Annotated in this window: 11 protein-coding genes and 1 tRNA gene; 10 read left to right on the top strand and 2 right to left on the bottom strand. The window is 65.2% G+C overall.

Going from position 1 to position 18,185, the window contains the following annotated elements:
* The first annotated feature begins 127 nt into the window (after positions 1–127).
* Positions 128–820, top strand: coding sequence for a hypothetical protein (locus ACQS5P_RS10290; protein WP_428940803.1), 693 nt, complete (start codon positions 128–130; stop codon positions 818–820).
* A gap of 37 nt (positions 821–857) precedes the next feature.
* Here ACQS5P_RS10290 and ACQS5P_RS10285 read toward each other — a convergent pair.
* A tRNA-Leu gene (locus tag ACQS5P_RS10285) sits at positions 858–939 on the bottom strand.
* 235 nt (positions 940–1,174) lie between these two features.
* Here ACQS5P_RS10285 and ACQS5P_RS10280 point away from each other — a divergent pair.
* The 4 genes from ACQS5P_RS10280 (at position 1,175) to ACQS5P_RS10265 (ending at position 7,321) form a co-directional block, all read left to right on the top strand.
* A complete protein-coding gene (locus ACQS5P_RS10280; RefSeq protein WP_428940802.1) occupies positions 1,175–2,572 on the top strand; it encodes a C2 family cysteine protease in 1,398 nt (465 codons plus the stop codon).
* Between the two features lie 108 nt (positions 2,573–2,680).
* A complete protein-coding gene (locus ACQS5P_RS10275; protein ID WP_428940801.1) occupies positions 2,681–3,238 on the top strand; it encodes an NADH-quinone oxidoreductase subunit B in 558 nt (185 codons plus the stop codon).
* Between the two features lie 93 nt (positions 3,239–3,331).
* Positions 3,332–5,599 carry a tetratricopeptide repeat protein gene (locus ACQS5P_RS10270; protein WP_428940800.1) on the top strand — a complete coding sequence of 756 codons (2,268 nt, stop codon included), beginning with the start codon at positions 3,332–3,334 and terminating at the stop codon, positions 5,597–5,599.
* A gap of 24 nt (positions 5,600–5,623) precedes the next feature.
* On the top strand, positions 5,624–7,321 hold the full coding sequence (locus ACQS5P_RS10265) for an endo-1,4-beta-xylanase (RefSeq protein ID WP_428940799.1): 1,698 nt from the start codon (positions 5,624–5,626) through the stop codon (positions 7,319–7,321).
* A gap of 51 nt (positions 7,322–7,372) precedes the next feature.
* On the opposite strand, the gene ACQS5P_RS10260 is transcribed toward ACQS5P_RS10265, so the two are convergent.
* Positions 7,373–8,368 (bottom strand): LacI family DNA-binding transcriptional regulator, encoded by a 996-nt coding sequence (locus ACQS5P_RS10260; RefSeq protein ID WP_428940798.1) that lies wholly within the window; start codon positions 8,366–8,368, stop codon positions 7,373–7,375.
* A 155-nt stretch (positions 8,369–8,523) separates the two neighbouring features.
* On the opposite strand from ACQS5P_RS10260, the gene ACQS5P_RS10255 reads away from it, so the two are divergent.
* The 5 genes from ACQS5P_RS10255 (at position 8,524) to ACQS5P_RS10235 (ending at position 18,157) form a co-directional block, all read left to right on the top strand.
* Positions 8,524–10,434 (top strand): hypothetical protein, encoded by a 1,911-nt coding sequence (locus tag ACQS5P_RS10255; protein WP_428940797.1) that lies wholly within the window; start codon positions 8,524–8,526, stop codon positions 10,432–10,434.
* On the top strand, positions 10,431–12,974 hold the full coding sequence (locus ACQS5P_RS10250; protein ID WP_428940796.1) for a 6-bladed beta-propeller: 2,544 nt from the start codon (positions 10,431–10,433) through the stop codon (positions 12,972–12,974). Before ACQS5P_RS10255 ends, ACQS5P_RS10250 begins: the two co-directional genes overlap by 4 nt.
* A gap of 224 nt (positions 12,975–13,198) precedes the next feature.
* Positions 13,199–16,411: a hypothetical protein gene (locus tag ACQS5P_RS10245; RefSeq protein WP_428940795.1), complete on the top strand. Its 3,213-nt coding sequence runs from the start codon at positions 13,199–13,201 to the stop codon at positions 16,409–16,411.
* A 118-nt stretch (positions 16,412–16,529) separates the two neighbouring features.
* Positions 16,530–17,573, top strand: coding sequence for an AAA family ATPase (locus ACQS5P_RS10240; protein ID WP_428940794.1), 1,044 nt, complete (start codon positions 16,530–16,532; stop codon positions 17,571–17,573).
* Positions 17,574–17,662: 89 nt separating this feature from the next.
* A complete protein-coding gene (locus ACQS5P_RS10235; RefSeq protein ID WP_428940793.1) occupies positions 17,663–18,157 on the top strand; it encodes a hypothetical protein in 495 nt (164 codons plus the stop codon).
* Positions 18,158–18,185: the final 28 nt, after the last annotated feature.

Below are 18,185 nucleotides of genomic sequence, written 5' to 3'. Positions count from 1 at the left end.
ACCGCCGAGCAGAAGTTCGCTTCCCTGAAAGGCCCGATACGTGCTCAACTTCCCTGCGATCGGCATTTGGCGGCCGGGTGAAATCCATTTCACCTGGACCCAAAGCTCGCGTGCGACGATTCCTGAGGTGGAATGGGCGATCGAGCAGGCCTGGCGCAACGCCATGAGCCGTCCGGGGGTTCATCTGTTTGACGGCCCGATGTGTCGGATGGAGTCGCTGGATCCCTTCCCCGGGCAGATGCGCATCGCCGTTTCCAAGACCAGCTACAAGCCGTTTTTGGGGACGAATCTGAGCAACAGCCACCTGGCCGAGCGGTACGGGCAGTCGGCGCTGGCCAACGCGATCGGGCTGAGCTGCCTGCTGCTCAGCGGCGATGGTTACGCGCTTCTGGGCCGGCGAAACGATGCGGTGGCGTACTATCCCGGGCGGGTGCATCCGTTCTCCGGCGCCCTGGAGCCGGCCGATGAGATTGACGTCTTTGCCGAGATTCGTCGCGAGCTGCGCGAGGAGCTTTCGCTGCGCGAGTCGGACATCCGCGATCTGGTATGCACCGGCATCGCCGAGGACCGCTCGCTTCTCCAGCCAGAGATGATCTTCGCCGCACAGACCGGGTTGGATCGTCGGACGCTGGAAGCTCAACTTGATCCACAGGAGCATCGGGGGTTGTGGAGCGTTGCCCGCAGCGCGCAGGCCTTCGACGCCGCCCTGGGCAGCGGCGAGCGATTCACACCCGTGGGCGTCGCGGCATTGTTGCTGTGGGGCAGGATCGCCTTCGGACAGGACTGGTTCGCCCGGCACCAGCAGCGGATTCGGGGATAACAAAATGGCCGCAAGCCAACTGGCCTGCGGCCGGGAATGCCCAGGAGAGGACTCGAACCTCCACGCCTTGCGGCGCTACCACCTCAAAGTAGTGCGTCTGCCAATTCCGCCACCTGGGCGATGCTGTGCACAAAATTATACGGACCAGCCGGCGGATGTCGAGCAGGTGCGGAGCAGGCGCAGACAGCCGGATCCTGGCTGTGGCGCGGGCGGGACGCCGCGTGACGCCCCGCAGGGAGCGGTTGTGCGGCCGGGGATTATCGGGCCTGAGGATGGCTTGGCGACGATGCGGATGTATTGGATTTCATCTGCTGGCGGCTGGCGAGCATTCGCGGCCAGGCCGGGAGTTGTGTTATGTCCAGCCAATCCGCCGGCAGGTTCGTCGCGGTCCAGCCGCACGCCGAAGATGGTCTGGAGCCGCTGGAGCCTCGGCGGCTGCTGGCGGTAACCCCGCTGGCGGTGGCGTCGGTAACCACGGCGCTGGGCAACGAGCTGCGCATCACCGGCACGGCCGGCAACGATGTCATCTGGCTGCATCGGACCACCGATGGGCTGCTGATCAGCAACTCCACGGGATTCAGCAGGCTGTGGAGCGGCGCTGTGGCGACGGTGCGGATCAGCGGCCTGGACGGCAACGACCGCATCGCCGTCGGCTCGGCAATCTGGACGCCGGTTGTGCTGTACGGCAATGCCGGGGACGATACGCTGGTCGGCGGCAGCGGGGGTGATCGCCTTTACGGCGGAACGGGAAGCGACTGGCTCAGCGGCGCCGCGGGCAACGACCTGCTGGTTGCCGTCGGCGACAGCCGCTACGACCGCGCCACCGGTGGCGGCGGACTGGACAGCTTCTGGGTCGATTCCAGCTCCACCGAACAGATCACCGATCCGGGCGAAGACGAGCTTCTGGCCGGATCGGTGCATCGCATCGCCGCCTTCTACGGCAGCCGCACGTCGGGCACGACGACCGCACTCAGCCTCAGCTCGACGGAGCTGGCGTCGCAGCGATTTGTTGATCCGGCGATCACGTCCGCGGCAAGCGGCTACCGCAATTTCAGCCATCTGCCGCTTTTCTCCCGCTACGGCCCGCGGGTTGAGGATGTGCAGCAGGGCGAGCTTGGCGATTGCTACCTGCTGGCGGCACTGGGTTCGGTGGCCAAGTCCGCCCCGCAGAGCATCCGCCAAAGCCTGGCCGACCTGGGCGACGGCACGTACGCGGTTCAGTTCGTCAGCGGAACGGCAAAAGTCTACGTGAGGGTCGATGGCGATCTGCCGGTGCGATCCGACGGCTACCTGGCCTATGCGCAGCTTGGCATCCAAAGCGCGCTGTGGGTGGCGATCTATGAAAAGGCCTGGGCGTTTTGGCGCAGCGGCGACGGCAAGTACGCCTCGATCGAGGCCGGGCACATGGGCGAGGTGTACCGCGCCCTGGGGCGAGGTTTCAGTGAGATCGACAGTGCCATCAGCGGCACGAGCCTGCTTCAGCAGCTTCAGGCTGAACTGCTGGCCGGCAGCGCCGTGACCTTCGGCACGATCCAGAATCCGCCGGCGGACGTGCCCGTGGTCGGCGGGCACGGATACATTGTCGAGCGGGTGAATGTGGATTCATCCGGCCGGGTTGTAAGCCTCACGCTGCGCAATCCCTGGGGCATCGACGGCGCCGGCAACGACGGGCGCGACGACGGCATCGTCACGATCACCGCCGCCCAGGCGCTGCGGGTGATGTGGTTTGCGGTGATCAGCAGGCCGGCGTGAGGGGCTGAGCGTTGACAATGGCACCTCCCGGGGGGCTTATCCGCGCTGTCATGGAATCGGATCGCCCCAGACACTATGATTCCATCGCGCTGGAACCGAAAGACCGACATGGACACCCAAACGCTTCCCGACAACGTCCTGACCACGCAGCTTAAGAAGGTCGTGAACTGGGCCAGGCGCAGTTCGCTTTGGCCGCTGCCGTTTGCGACTGCGTGCTGCGGGATCGAGCTGATGGCCACCGCAAGCTCGCGCTACGACTTGGCGCGGTTCGGGGCCGAGGCGATGCGATTCAGCCCGCGGCAGAGCGACCTGATGATCGTGGCCGGGCGTGTGTGCATCAAAATGATGCCGGTCCTCCAGCACATCTACCAGCAGATGACCGAGCCCAAGTGGGTGATCAGCATGGGCGCCTGCGCCAGCACCGGCGGGGTGTTCGACGCCTACGCGACGATTCAGGGCATCGACCAGTTCATGCCTGTGGACGTGTATGTCCCCGGCTGCCCGCCCAGACCCGAAACGCTGCTTGAGGGGATCATGGCCATCCAGCGGATCATCGACGAGGAAGGCCTGCCGCCCAGAGGTCGGCGAAGACCACTTCAACTGGCGATCGAGCCGACGTACGTTCCGTCGCCGCAACCGGTGCCGCTGACCGTCGGCGGACGCTGATCTGCAAATGTCCGGGGCGTGCAGATCCCACTGCCGGCTGTGGTATCACTTGCCGCTTGTCCCGGCTTGTTCGGGCACTATCATCAGTGCTCGATGTCGGACGCTTCCGCGAAAGTCGCGCAGCCCGCACCGCGCGCCGTGATCATTTCCAGCGACGCGGATCTCCCCCAGGCTCAGCAGGACCGACGCCCCGGCTGGCGCGACGTGCTGATTGGCGTCGCGATCATCGCCGCGCTGTGCCTGTTCATCTACTGGCCAGCGCTTGGCGGGGCGTTCATCCTCGACGACGACCTGCTGCTGACCAACAACACGCTCATCCGCGACCCCGACGGACTGATCAAGTTCTGGACCTCTACCGAACAGCTCGACTACTGGCCGATGACCTACAGCACGCTGTGGATCGAGTGGCGGCTGTGGGGCATGAATCCGACGGGGTATCACGTCACCAACCTTGTACTGCACATCATTGAATCGCTGCTGATCTGGAGGCTGCTGAACAGGCTGAAAATCCCCGGGGCGTTTGCGGGTGCGGCGATCTTCGCGGTGCATCCGGTCAATGTCGAGTCCGTCGCGTGGATCGCGCAGCGCAAGAACGTGCTGGCCATGCTGTTTTTGCTGTTGTCGATCTGGTGGTACCTCAAGGCCGAGGAATCCTCCCCGCCGCCACAACAAAGCCCGCTGTATCGCGGCGGGCGCGCGTGGGGATGGTGGGTGGCGAGCCTGGTGGTGTTCACGCTGGGGATGCTGGCCAAGGGATCGATCGCGCCGCTGCCGCTGCTGCTGCTGGGGATCACGTGGTGGCGGCGCCAGGGGCAATTGTCCTGGTGGGATCTGGCGCGCACCGCGCCGTTCTTCGCCGTCGCCACCATCCTGGCGATGGTCAACATCTGGTTTCAGAACTATGGCGCTGATGAAGTGATCCGCGAGGCGAGCTTCCTTCAGCGCCTGCTGGGCGCCGGCGCGGTGATCTGGTTCTACCTGTACAAGGCTCTGCTGCCGATCAACCTTTCGTTCATCTATCCCCTGTGGAACATCCGCACCGACAGCCTGGTCTGGTGGCTGCCGCTGATCGCGGCGGTGAGCGTGACGACCGTGCTGTGGATGTATCGCCGCAGCCCCTGGGTCCGTGCGGTGCTGTTCGCCTGGGGGTTTTTCTGTGTTTCGCTTATCCCGGTGATGGGCTTCACCGACGTGACGTACATGCGCTGGTCGCTGGTGGCCGACCACTACCAGCACATCGCCATCATTGGGGTGATCGGGCTTTTGGCGGGGGCGTGGGGCGCGTGGTACGACCGCGCCGAGGACACCGCCGCATCGTTCGCGCTGCTCACGGCGGCGGGCGTGATCGGCGTGCTGTCCTGGATCGCCTGGAAGACCGCCGCCAACTACCAGCATCCCCTCAAGCTCTACGCCGTCACCGTCGCGCAGAATCCGACGTCCTGGGCGGCCAACAACATCTTCGGCGGCGAGCTGGTGGAGGCAGGCGAGGTGGATCGGGCGATTCCATTCTTCCAGCAGTCGCTGCGGCTGAAGCCCGGGTATCACAAGGCGCACTACAACTACGGCATGGCGCTGGCTCGAAAAGGCCGTTTCAATGAAGCGATCACGCAATTCCAGAAAGCGATCGACAGCTATCCGCAATATGTTCAGGCCCACAACTTCCTGGGGCGGGCGCTGACCGATGTCGGCCGACCTCAGGAGGCAATTCCCCACTTCCAGCGGGCGCTGGAGATTCAGCCGGGCTTTTATCTGGCGTACGTGGGGTGGGGCAAGGCTTTGCTGCGGATGGGACAGCCTCACGAAGCCATCGAGAAGTTCCGAGCGGCGATGAAGCAGGCGCCCGGCGATCCGCAGACCCACCTGGCGCTGGGCGAAACGCTGAACCGGATGGGTCAACACGCCGAGGCGGCCCAGGTGCTGCGGGAGGCGGTGAACCTTCGCCGCGGGCGCGATCCCATGGCGCTTGCACAGTTGGCCAATGCTTTGCGTGGCGCCGGGCAGCTCGAGGAGGCGATTCAGCACTATCGCGCGGCACTGGAGCTGGACCGCAAGTCGCCACTGGCCGGACAAACAAGCCTGGGACTGGGCAATGCGCTTCTGGAGTCCGGTCGGGCTTCGGAGGCGATCCCGCATTACCAGCAGGCGTTGGAGCTGCGGCCGGACCTGCTGGAGGCGCGGGTGAGGTTGTCGCAGGCGTATGCGAAGCTGGGGCGCAGCGCCGACGCCGTCGCCGCCGGTCAGCGCGCCCTGGACCTTGCCCGGGCGACGGGTCGCGCCGAGGCGGTCAAGGAGTTCGAGGCGTGGTTGACCACATACCAGGCCAACCCCGCCGCCCCGCCGCCGGGACCGACAACGCGCTGATTCCATCAACTTGCAGGAGCCAACATGATGCACATCGTCTTGATCCTGTTGTTCACCGCCTGTGGGCTGATCGCGGCGCCGGCGCCGACGACTGACATTGATGCGGCGGCGATGGTGTTCAAATCGACCGGACAGGCCAGCGGAAACGGATGGACGCTGGAGGGCGGCGGCTACATCGGCACGTACCTGCGGCTGGAACAGGCCGGGCAGGTGCGCTTGACGGTTCGGGCCTCCGGGAAACCGGGAACCAGCCTCGGGCTGGCGGTGGCGGACTTCCGCAGTCGTTTTTTTGTGACGGACCGGGAAAACGATTACCTGACTTCGCTGAATCTGCCTCCGGGAACCTACTTCCTGCGCATCGAGCTGCCTCCGCCCGCCGCGGATCGATCGCTGAGCATCCACCGCCTGCACGTGGAAGGTGCGGCCGTGCTGAATGACGCTTCGGATGCAACGGCGCTGGCCGCGGCCGATTCGTACATCGAGCATTTTCGACGCGGGCGTGCCGAAGTCGCGATTGAAGGCGTGCCCCCGGGCACGAACGTGCGCGTGCGGCTCCGCCGCCACGCGTTCAATTTCGGCGGAGTGATCCACGGATTCACGAGCAACGAGTTTCTGAGGCCCGATCCGCCGCCGGGCAGCGATGCGGAGAAGTTCCAGCAGTTCGTGCGGTCGCATTTCAACATGCTGGTGCCATCCAATGGCGGCAAGTGGCAGTACAACGAGAAAGAGCGGGATGTGGTCACGATGCAGTTCGTTGACCAGTGCCTGAGCTTCGCCGAGCGGAATGGCATGCGCTCGCGAATGCACGCGCTGCTGTGGGACTTTAAAGTCCAGCAGCCCAAGTGGGTCAACGAGCTGTTGGCCAGGGCGCTCGACACGAGCGATCCGCAGGCGGCGGAGGCGGCCAGGCAAGAGCTCATGCAGGAGATCCGCGAGCGGATCGAGTACTACGTTCGCGATCGCGCGCGGCGGTACGTCGAGCTGGACGTGCTCAACGAACCGTACCACGAGCCGGACTGGTGGAAGGCGCTGGGGCCGCAAGGCATCGCCGAAGTCTTCAGGTGGACCGACGACGCTGTGAAGCAGGCCGGGGCGAATACCAGGCTCTACCTCAATGAGTACAACGTGTTTCAATGGTCGAGCCTGCCGCGGAAAGTCTCGGGCCAACAGCAGGCCGATCCGGATCCGTATGCCAACTGGTATCGCGAGCTGTACGAGCGGATTCTGGCGCTTGGCGGGCCGGTGAGCGGGGTGGGAATTCAGTACTACGTGGACAAGCGTCCCGATGCCGATCGCGGCAGCCCGCACAGCGCCGCTCATCTGACGCGCGTGCTTCAGAACCTTTCGGTCGTGGGGCTGCCGATCTCATTGACCGAATTCGGCATCAAGCCCGACACGCCGCCGGATGTGTCGGCCGACGTGCTGGAGGACACCATGCGGATCATCTTCGGCACGCCGCAGGAACAGACGTTTGTGATGTTCGGCTTCTGGGGCGGTTCGATGTGGGACCAGGCGCCCAGCGCCGCGCTGGTGGACAAGGACTGGACCCTGACACCCGTCGGCCAGCGCTACCAGCAGCTCATGAAGCGATGGAATACGGACATGGAAACGACCGTGGGCGAGGATGGGAAGGTACGGTTTGTCGGGTTTTATGGGGATTACGACGTGGTTGTCGGGGATCGGATCCTGAACTTCACGCACGTCAGGGACAAGGACCGGTAAGCATCGAACGTGACGTTCCAGTGGTCCAGATGATCCGGCCCGCAGCGCGCCTCACGCGGCGCCGGCGTGGCGCGCCTGAAAGGCCCTGTTGGTCACCACCCGCGCCGGCAGCAGGATCGGCTCGATCTTCCTGCCGCTGCCCTGAAGCTGCGGCAAGAGCTGTCGCACACAACCATCGGCCAGCAGCGGGATGTCCTGCATGCTGCACACGATCGGCAGCGGCAGCAGGTGCATCAGCGGGATCTCGTCGAAAACCCCGATGACCGGCGGATTATCGATCTGCTCGATGGAGTCGATGAAACCCATCGCCAAAAAGTTGTTGGTGCAGACGACGGCATCGGGTTGCTGGCCGATGAAGCGGATGAAGGCCTGTCGGCCGGTGTCGGGCTGGGCGGGGCCTTCGTGCCGGGCGATGATCTGGAATCGCTGCGAGATGATTTCGGCGCGTCGGCGGTGGGTGTAGATCGTGTGCGGGCCACAGATCAGTGCGACCTTGCTGACTCCATCGCGCTGCAGGGTATCGCACAGCGCGTTGGCCGACTGGTCCTGGTCGCTGGAGACGCAGGCGGCGATGCCGGGAATCGGGCGGTCCAGGATCACCAGCGGCAGGTTCCTGGGCAACATGTCGGTCAGCGCCCGCTTGGCGCGCACCAGCGGCACGAGGATCAACCCGTCGATTCCCTTGCGCGGCAGCAGGCTGAGGTATTCGTCCTCAAGCTGCGGATCTTCGCCACTGTTGCACAGCACCAGCGAATACCCCTGGCGATGCAGCGCCTGCTCGACGAGGCTGGCGATGCGGCTGAAAAACGGGTTGGAGATGTCGCTGACCAGCAGCGCGACGGTGTGGGTCTTGCGTGTGCGCAGACCCCGGGCCAGCAGATTGGGGCGATAGCCCAGTTGCCTGGCGACTTTGAGCACCCGCGCGCGGGTTTCGGCGCTGATGCGTTGGGCGACGGATCCGCCGGAGAGCACGCGACTGACCGTGCTGACACTCGTGTTGGTTTGGCGCGCGATGTCGATCAGTGTCGGGGCGGTGTTCGAGGGCACGGACCTGCTCTCCCGGCGTGGATTTTAGCCGCCAGGGCCGCTCGCTGCAAAGGGCCTGTGGCCCAGACGGCGGAGTTTGTGCTTGTGGACGATGGGATGGCGGGCATAGAATTGCCGGCAAGGCAATCTCTCCAGGGCCAACAACGGAGGCCACGATGTCCCGCCTGGATGATCACGTATCGGCGGTCCGCAACAAGCTGGCGTTGGCGCGGTTTGTCCAGGCGCTGGCGTGGGGGAGCCTGGTGTGGTCGTCGGCGGCGTTGCTGGGGGTGCTGGTGGACCGGGTTTTCCTGGTGCATCCACCCAGGCCACAACTGTGGCTCTGGATGGGCGGGGCGCTGACGATGGTGTCGGCGGTCGCGTATGCGCTGTACAGGCGACCGGGGGCGCGCGAGGCGGCGGTGGCGATCGACCAGAAGCTGGGGCTGAAGGAAAAAATCAGCACGGCGCTGTACGTTCGCCACGCTGAACACGATCCTTTCGCCCGCGCCGCTGTTCTGGACGCCGAGCACACCGCCCAGCAAGTCGTGATCAATCTCCGGCAGCATTTCCCGATGAGCTTCCCGCGCCCGGCGTATGCCACGATCGTGGTGGCGCTGGCGGCGGTGATGGCGTATTTCCTGATCGATCCGATGCGGCTTTTCGGCCGCGAGGAAAAGCTGCGCCAGCAGGTCGCTCAGCAGCAGAAAGTCGAGGCCGCACGCAAGACCCTGGAGAAGGCGCTGGCCACTGTCGATGCCATGCCCAGGATCGCGCAGAACGAGCAGACGATTCGCCTGGCCAGGGCTGAGATCCAGGCGATGCTGGCGCAGCCGATCACGGACCCTGCCAAGGCAACGCGCACGGCGGTCAAGGCGCTTCAGGACGTCAATGAAGCGCTGAAGCAGCAGGTGAAAAGCAGCGCCAAATACGCGCAAGCCCAGAATGAGATGAAGCTGCTTAAGTCGATGCAGGTTCCGATCGAGGGCCAGGGGCCGATCGCCGACGCCCACCGCGCCATCGCCAAAGGCGAGTTCACCGCCGCCATCGACGAGCTGAGCAAGGCCATCGAGAACTTCGAGAAGATGGACAAGCAGCAGCAGAAGCAGGCGGCCGAGCAGATGCAGCAGTTGGCGCAGCAGCTCAACCAGATGGCCAACAACCCGGCGCAGCAGCAGAAGCTTCAGCAGCAGCTTCAACAGCTTGGGATGAACCAGCAGCAGGCCCAGCAGGCGCAGCAGCTCATGCAGCAGGCGGCTCAGGGCGATCAGCAGGCCATGCAGCAGCTTCAGCAGATGGCCCAGCAGATGATGCAGCAGATGAACAACGGGCAGGGTCCCAATCCCCAGCAGCAGCAGGCGATCCAGCAGATGATGCAACAGATGCAGGCGCAGATGAACGCGCAGCAGCAGGCGGCGCAGATGGCGCAGGCGGCGCAACAACTGGCGCAGGCCATGCAGCAGGCGCAACAGGCGCAGCAGGGGCAACAGGGACAGCAGAATCAACCGCAGCAGCAGGGACAGCAGAACCAGCAGATGGCGCAGGCCATGGCCCAGATGCAGCAGCAGCTTCAGCAGATGCAGGCGGCGGCACAGGACGCGCAGCAGATCGCCGCGGCGCAGGCCGCCTGCCAGGCCGCTCAGGCCGATGCCCAGAATGCGATGAACGGGAACAATCCCGGCGGGCAGGGCGATGGCGGTGGACAGTGGAATGCCAACGCCAACCTGGCTGGCAACAATCAGCAGCAGGGGCAGTTGCAGCCCGGCTTCGCCGGACCGAATCCCGGAGGCATCGGCGCCGGGGATCGGACGTACAAATCTGCCGCTCCGTTCGGCGTCAAACCGGAAATCTCCCCGTCGCAGGATGACGAGAAAGGCAAGCTCCTGGCCAGCAGCTTCATCAAGGACAACAAGCCGTTCAAGGGCGCTTCCATCGAGACTCTCAAGCAGGTGGCCGAGTCGGCACTGAAGGAGCAGACCGACGAAGTGGAGCAGGAGCGGATCAGCCGCCAGGCGCAACGCGCCGTGCGCGAGTATTTCAATTCGATGGAGAAGGAAGCCGCAGGCGCGGCTGCGCCGGCGCCATGAGGGCACAGAGCCGAAGACAGAAGCTGCGAAGGTTGTGCTCCGCCGTCTGCCCTTCTCCCGCCGCCGCTGATTCTTCCTTCATCCTTCTGGCTTCATCGCTGGTGATCATCGCGCTGTGCTGTCTGCTGCCGGTCGCGTGGGTCGTCTTGCAGATCGCGCTGAACCGACACGTGATCACGGGCATGGGTCTGGATGGTTTCCGCGTGGCGTTGCTGGGGCGGACGATCCTCTACAACGGTGCCGTCGGCGTGGTCGCGGTGCTGCTGGGGCTGCCGGCGGCTTGGGTGCTGGGGCGGGGGCGAGGCTGGCCGGCGGCGGCAGTGGGACTGGTCCTTCCCATCTCCCTGCTCATGCCTTCGCTGGTGATCGCGTACGGGTGGAAGCAGTTGGTTCGAGTCCTCGGATTGGACTTTCTGCCGGCGAGTTGGCCGGATGTGGCGCGGTGCGTGTGGTCGCTGGCGACATGGCTTTGGCCGGTGCCGGCGATGCTCGTGGGGCTGGCGCTGCGGCGCTCGGATGCGCAGGTTCAGCAGCAGGCGCTGCTCGACGGGGTGCTGAAGCGCGTGATGTTTCGACAGGTGCTGGGGCCGATGGTCGCGTCGGGGTGCATCGTGTCGCTGCTGGCAATGCAGGAGTTCGCGGTGTACGAGCCGACGGGGATCAGCGTTGTCGCGACGGAAGTGCGGATGGTCTTCGAGACGGGCGCGTTTTCATCACCGGATAACCCGATCACGCAAATCATGGGTGCGCAACCGCCAGCCGAAGGCAGCGCCTCACAGCAGGCGCGAGCCGCCGCCGCGGTCGCAACCGCCATGCCCATGCTCGTGGTCATCGCGATTCTGGCGATCCTGGCGATGCTGGGGGCGCGGGTGCTGTCGGCGGCGGACCAGGTGGACACGCCCGACTTTCCGCGCGCGCTGGAGGCGCCGGTTGCGGCGACACTGCTGAGCTGGCTGATCGTGGCCGTCACGCTCGCTGTGCCGCTGGTGGCGCTGGGCATGTCGCTGAAGCGTCCGTTTGACGTGATGCGCTGGTGGGGCGAGTTCTCGCCGCAGATCCTCGGCACGCTCGTGGTGGCGGGAATCACGGGGACGGTGGCGGCGGCGGTGGGGTTCGGGTCGGTCTTTCGCCCGACGCGCGGGCTGCTGGTCGTCGCGATCCTCTCGTTTCTGATCGGCGGGCAGATTCTCGCGATCGCGCTGATTCGGCTGTACAATCGCCCGTGGCTGGGGTGGGTGTACGACGGCGTGGCGATCATGGTGATGGCCTACGTCGGTCGCTTCGGGTGGATCGTTCTGTGGGCGGCGGCGATGACGTGGGGCCGCCCGTGGCGCGGGCTGCGGGATCTGGCGGCGGTGGACGGCGCCACCGCGGCGCAGACCGCCCGGCACGTGATCTGGCCGCTCGCCTGGCCAACCCTGGGGGCCGCCACCATGTTCGTGCTGATCCTGTCCCTCAGCGAGGTTCCCGCGACGGTGCTGATCTCACCACAACGGCCTCAGATGCTCGTGCCCATGCTGATGACCTGGGTTCACATGCTGCGGTACGATCCGATGATCGAAGCGAGCCTGGCGATGGCGGGTATCGTGATCGCGCTCGGCGCGATTGCGGTCGCGCTGGGATGGATCGGAAATCGCTGGAGCCGCATGATCCCGACCACGCTGGCGGCCATGATGCTGATCAGCGGCTGCGGCGATCGCGCCAGGCCGCAGGCGATCTGGTGCAGCACGGGGGTCGGGCCGGCTCAGGTGATCTATCCGCGGGCGATCGCCTACTCGCCGCTCGACGACACGTTCTTCATCGTGGATCGACAGGCCAGGATTCAGCATCTGGATCGCCGGGGCAAGTGCATCGGCGAGTGGCGCACGCCGCAGTGGGCGCAGGGAAAACCGGTGGGGCTTTCGGTTGGTCCGGATGGCAACCTGTACGTGCCGGACACGCACTATCACCGTGTGCTGGTTTATTCTCCGGATGGGCGGCTTGTGCGTCAGTGGGGTCAGCAAGGCACTGGACCGGGACAGTTCATCTATCCCACTGACGTGGCGTTCGACTCCAAAGGCCGGATCTTCGTCAGCGAATATGGCGACAACGACCGCGTGCAGGTCTTCGACGAAGCGGGAAACTGCCTGTACGCGTTCGGCTCCTTCGGCGACGGTCCCGGGCAGCTCTCTCGTCCGCAGTCGATGGTCATCAGGGATGATCTGCTCTACATCACCGATTCGTGCAACCATCGGCTCAGCGTGTTCAAGACCGACGGCACGTTCGTGAGGACGATGGGAAAGGTTGGCTCCGGGGCGGGGGAATTTCGATTTCCCTACGGGCTGGACCTCGACAACAATGGCCGGCTGGTGGTGTGCGAATTCGGCAACAACCGCGTGCAGTTGATCGACAGGCACACTGGCAGGGGTGTTGCGATGTGGGGCATGGCCGGGCGGGAGCCAGGAGAGCTGGCCTACCCCTGGGGCGTGGCGGTGGACCGGCACGGTCGGGTGGTGGCGGTGGATGCCGGCAATAATCGGCTTCAGGTGTTCGAGTTTTGAAACCACAGATGAACGCGGATGAACACAGATTGGTCGCCCGTGACGCGCGTGCCGCGTGCGTCTGGCCTGCCATGGCACGACCGAGACACTCGTGACACGAACGGGCAACGTGAGGTCGGATGGCCCGGAAGTCGGCCGCGGCGCGACCGAGACGGTCGTGACACAGGAGCTGGGCCAGAACATCTGTGTCCATCGGTTCTGATCTGTGGTTAAATCTGGTGGCTATGGCTGCAACAGCGGCATCCAACCTCGCCCTGGCCTGGCCATTGCGGCTGGAATACCTGAGCTGGTGGCAGGCGGTCCTGCTGTTCGTGGCGCTGGCGGCGCCGATTGTGTGGCTGGGGATCCGGTCGCTGGCGGGGCTGGGTCCGGTGCGGCGGTGGGTGGCGCTGGGGGCGCGGCTGCTGGTGCTGCTGATGCTGGTGCTGGTGGTGGGCGGTGCGCGCTGGCAACGCGAAAACAAGATCGTCGAAGTCATCGCGCTGCGCGACATCAGCGAGTCCGTCGGCAACGTCAGCGACTTCCCCGGCAAGACGCTGCAATCCTCGATCGAGGACTACCTCCGTGCCGTAGCCGACCCCAAACGCAAGCCCGCCGACGATCGCATGGGCGTGATCAGCTTCCACTCCTCGGCGCTGATCGACGCCATGCCGAACACCACGCTGGCGCTGGACAGCCGCCCGATCCGCGAGGCCGGACGCGGCACCGATGTGGCGTCGGCGATTCAGTTGGCGCTGGCGACGCTGGGGCGCGATGCGATGCACCGGCTGCTGCTGATCTGGGACGGCAACAGCACGGGCGGCGACCTGGAGGCGGCACTGGCCGCCGCGGCGGCGCAGCACGTGCCCATCGACGTGATGCCGCTGAAGTACGATGTGAAAAACGAGGTGATGGTCGAGCGTTTCATCGCCCCGACCTGGAAGCGCGAGAACGAGCCGTTCTCGATCGATGTCATCCTGCGTTCGACCAACCCGCCGGTGACCGGCAAGCTCACCGTCCTGCACAACAACCAGCCGATGGATCTGGATGCGACCACGCCGGGCGTGCAGGCGACGCGGACGGTGACGATCGCGACGGAGCGACACGTCGAGCGGATCGCGGTACCCCCGCTGCTGGGCAGCAATGTGATCCACCGCTTTCGCGCCACGTTCGAGGCGCCCAATGTCAGCGCGGAGATCGCCGGCTCGGAAAGAGCCCACGGATCGCAATCCGCGGGTCTGGCGGGTGACACGATCGTGCAGAACAACGCGGCCGAAGCGTTCACGTTCGTGCGAGGCAAGGGCAAGGTGCTGTACATCGACAATGTTCCCGAAGGTCGCGGGCAGCTTCTGCGTCAGGCGCTGCTCAGCCAGGGAATCAACGTCGATCCCGAGATCACCGGCGTGGAGCAGTTTCCGCGGAGCCTGATCGAGCTTCAGAACTACGACGCGGTGATTCTGGCGAACGTGCCGCGCGGCGCCGGGGGGCTGGGCGATGAGCAGGAGAGGATGCTCGCCACCTACGTGCACGACATGGGCGGTGGGCTGGTGATGATCGGCGGGGAAGACTCGTTCGGCGCCGGCGGGTGGCAGGGAAGCAAGCTCGAAGAAGTCCTGCCGGTGAACATGGACATCCCCGCGCAGCGGCAGATGCCCAAGGGCGCGCTGGTGCTGATCATGCACTCCTGCGAGATGCCCGACGGCAACTACTGGGGCGAGCAGTGCGCCATCAAGGCCATCGAGACCCTCAGCGCCCGCGACGAGATCGGCGTGATCAGCTACGACTGGGGCCGCGGCCGCGGACCGGCGGGCGCCGGCGGCAGTCAGTGGGATTTTCCTCTGGCCGAAAAGGGCGACGGATCGAAGGTCATCGCGGCGGTGAAAAACATGCGGCTTGGCGACATGCCCAGCTTCGATGACTCGATGGACGTGGCGCTGAACGGCATCAACGGGGTCGGCGGGCTGATCCGCTCCGACGCCAAGCAGAAGCACGTGATCATCATCTCCGACGGCGACCCGCAGAAGCCCAATGCCAATCTCGTACAGCAGTACCTCAAGGCCAAGGTGTCGGTCAGCACGGTCAGCGTCTATCCGCACGACACGTCGGATCGCGGCCTGCCGCCGACGATGCAGCAGATCGCCCGCGAGCTCAAAGGGCGCGCCTATGGGCCTGTCAACAGCAATCCGAATCAGCTCCCGCAGATCTTCATCAAGGAAGCGACGGTGGTTCGGCGGTCGCTGATTTTCGAGGATCGCAAGGGCATCCCGGTCAAGACCAATGCCGGATCGACCAGCGAGATGATCAGGGGGCTGAGCGAGTTGCCGGACATCTACGGGATGGTGCTGACCAGTCGCAAGCAGAACCCGCAGATCGAGCTGCCGCTGGTGGCCGGCAAGAACGCCGACCCGCTGCTGGCACACTGGCAGACGGGACTGGGCAAGGCGGCGGCGTGGACCAGCGACGCGTACAACAAATGGGCTGCGAACTGGGTGGCGTCGGGGGGCTATGAGAAGTTCTGGGCGCAGGTGGTGCGGTCGGTGTCGCGTCCGCCGATGAGCGCCGACTTCGACGTGAAGACAACGCAGGTTGGCGACAAGGGCCGGATCGTCGTCGAGGCGCTCAACCGCGACAGCGCGTTCCTGAATTTCCTTTCCGTTGCCGGCACGGTCGTCGGACCGGACATGCAGCCGATCAACGTGCGGCTGGTGCAGACCGGGCCGGGCACATACGAGGGAGAATTCGACGCGACGCAGCCGGGCAACTACGTGGCGGTGCTGAACTACCGCGGCGGGCAGAACCAGAGCGGCGTGATGCTTTCGGGCATGGCGGTGAACAGCTCGCCGGAGCTGCGGGATCTGAAGAGCAACGAAACGGTCCTGCACGAGATAGCCAGCAGAACCGGCGGGCGGATTCTCCAGCCGTTCGACGCGGAATCGGCGGATCTGTTTACGCGGCAGGGGCTGCTCAGGACCGCTTCGCCGCTGCCGATCTGGGATATCCTTATCCCGGTGCTGCTGGGGTTGATCCTGCTGGATGTCGCGATCCGCAGGATCGCCTGGGACTGGGCGGCGACGAAGCGACTGGCGCTGGCGACGGCCGAGTATGTGCGCTCGTTCACGACCGTGCGGAAGGTGGAGGCCAAGCCCACGCTGGAGGCGCTGAAGCGCGTGCGCGAGGAAGTGGCCGAGCAGAAGTTCAAGACCGAGCCGTCCACGCCCGCGGCGGAGCTGGACGTTCCGCCGCCGGACCCGCGGCGCAGGTTCCAGGCCGAGGCTGGTGTCGAAGGAGACATCACGCAGGTGGTCGGGGGCGCGACGGACAAGCCGGTTCCGCCCCCGCCGACAAAGCCCCAGCCCAAGGCGGCCCCGCAAAGCGCCGGCGCGCACACCGGCAGCCTGCTGGAAGCCAAACGTCGGGCACAGCAGGCCATCAGGCAAAAGGAGCAGGGTCAGGATTAGCAAAGCGCCCATGACGCGACACCAGCAGTCAACCCGCAGTCTTCGCTTGGGCATCGGTCATCGGGGCCTGGCCGGTCATGGACGCTTGTTCATTGGTTGTAGGTAACACGAGGGCATCATGGCAGCAGCAGCGAATGTTCCCGGAATTGATCCGCAGGTTCAGCAGCTTTGTGAGTCATTCCGGCGAGATTATCGCGCCGTACAGGCGGAGATCGCCAAGGCGATCGTCGGACATGAAGACATCGTCGATGGTGTGCTGACGTGTCTGTTCGTCGGCGGGCATGCGCTTCTGGAGGGCGTGCCGGGACTGGGCAAAACGGCGCTGATCCGCGCGCTGGCCGAGGCATTGCATCTGAAGTTCAGCCGCATCCAGTTCACGCCCGACCTCATGCCCGCCGACGTGATCGGCACCAACGTGATCATGGAACACGACGGCAGGCGGCAGTTCACGTTCATGCCCGGGCCGATCTTCGCCCAGATTATCCTGGCCGACGAGATCAACCGCGCCACGCCCAAGACCCAGTCGGCGCTGCTGGAGGCGATGCAGGAGAGGCAGGTGACGGCCGGCGGGGAGGTGCGCAAGCTCGAGCAGCCGTTTTTCGTGATGGCGACCCAGAATCCGCTGGAACAGGAAGGAACCTATCCGCTGCCCGAGGCGCAGCTCGACCGCTTCTTCTACAAGCTGCTGGTCAAGTACTCCAGCCGCGAGGAACTGAAGAAAATCCTGGACCTGACCACGACCGGCTACAAACCCCAGATTGAGCCGGTTCTGGATGGCCCGCGGATCATCGCCCATCAGCAGCTTGTCAAGCGGGTGGTGATCGCGCCGCACGTGCAGGACTATGCAATTCGTCTGACGCTGGCCACGCACCCACAGGGGCCGTATGCCGTGCCGATGGTGAATCAATTCCTGCGGGTGGGGGCCTCTCCGCGCGCCGCGCAGGCGATCACGCTGGGGGCCAAGGTCCGGGCGCTGCTGGATGGCCGATTCCACGTCAGTTTCCAGGATGTCAGGGATTGCGTCATCCCCGCGATGCGTCACCGCGTGATCCTCAATTTCGAGGCAGAAGCCGAAGGAATCACGACGGACATGGTGCTGGAAAAGGTGATCGCCCAGACGCCGACGACGATCGAAAGCGAACTGGCGGCGGGGAAGGTGTGAATGAGCGGAAGGTGCGTTGACGGTGCACGCAACCGCGAGCTTCGGCTCGCGGCTACTTTGGTGACGGCCTGCTCGAGTGACGCGCAAAGATGTCGATCTTTGGTGTCATCTTCACCCTTTTCTGCGCCGCCGCGATCTGGTGGGCGTGGCGAAGGCACAGCACGACGGACCAGGACGAGGGCAAGTGTGCCCACTGCGGCTACGACCTGCGCGCCAGCGTCGGGAGATGTCCGGAATGCGGCATGCCGTTCCGCCGGCCGGGGGATCATGTGCCGCTGCGCGACGACTGGCCCGCGGACGCGATCACCCCGCGAATCCCCAGACCCGATGAGACGCCCGTGGTCATCTACCGAACCGACAAACAGTGGGAGGCCGCCACGCTTCGGGATCAGCTCGAGGTTCGTGGGATCGCCGCCCAGGTGGTCGATCGCCCGGTCATCCATCAGAATGCCTACCTGGGGTTGACCACGCTGGGAAGCTGGCGGGTGGTGGTCTGGTCCGGCGACGCGGAACTGGCCGCGACCATTCGAGACAGGCTGATCCCACATCCGCCGCCATCGGCAATTGCTGACGATTCCATTTGATCCGTTGTCCCTGCTTTGGTCCAATGCG

Origin of the sequence: Fontivita pretiosa, from assembly GCF_050410795.1 — a bacterium.
Lineage (GTDB): Bacteria > Planctomycetota > Phycisphaerae > Tepidisphaerales > Tepidisphaeraceae > Fontivita > Fontivita pretiosa.
The sequence above is the reverse complement of the archived record's forward strand: the minus strand, read 5'-3'. Positions and strand labels throughout refer to the sequence as shown.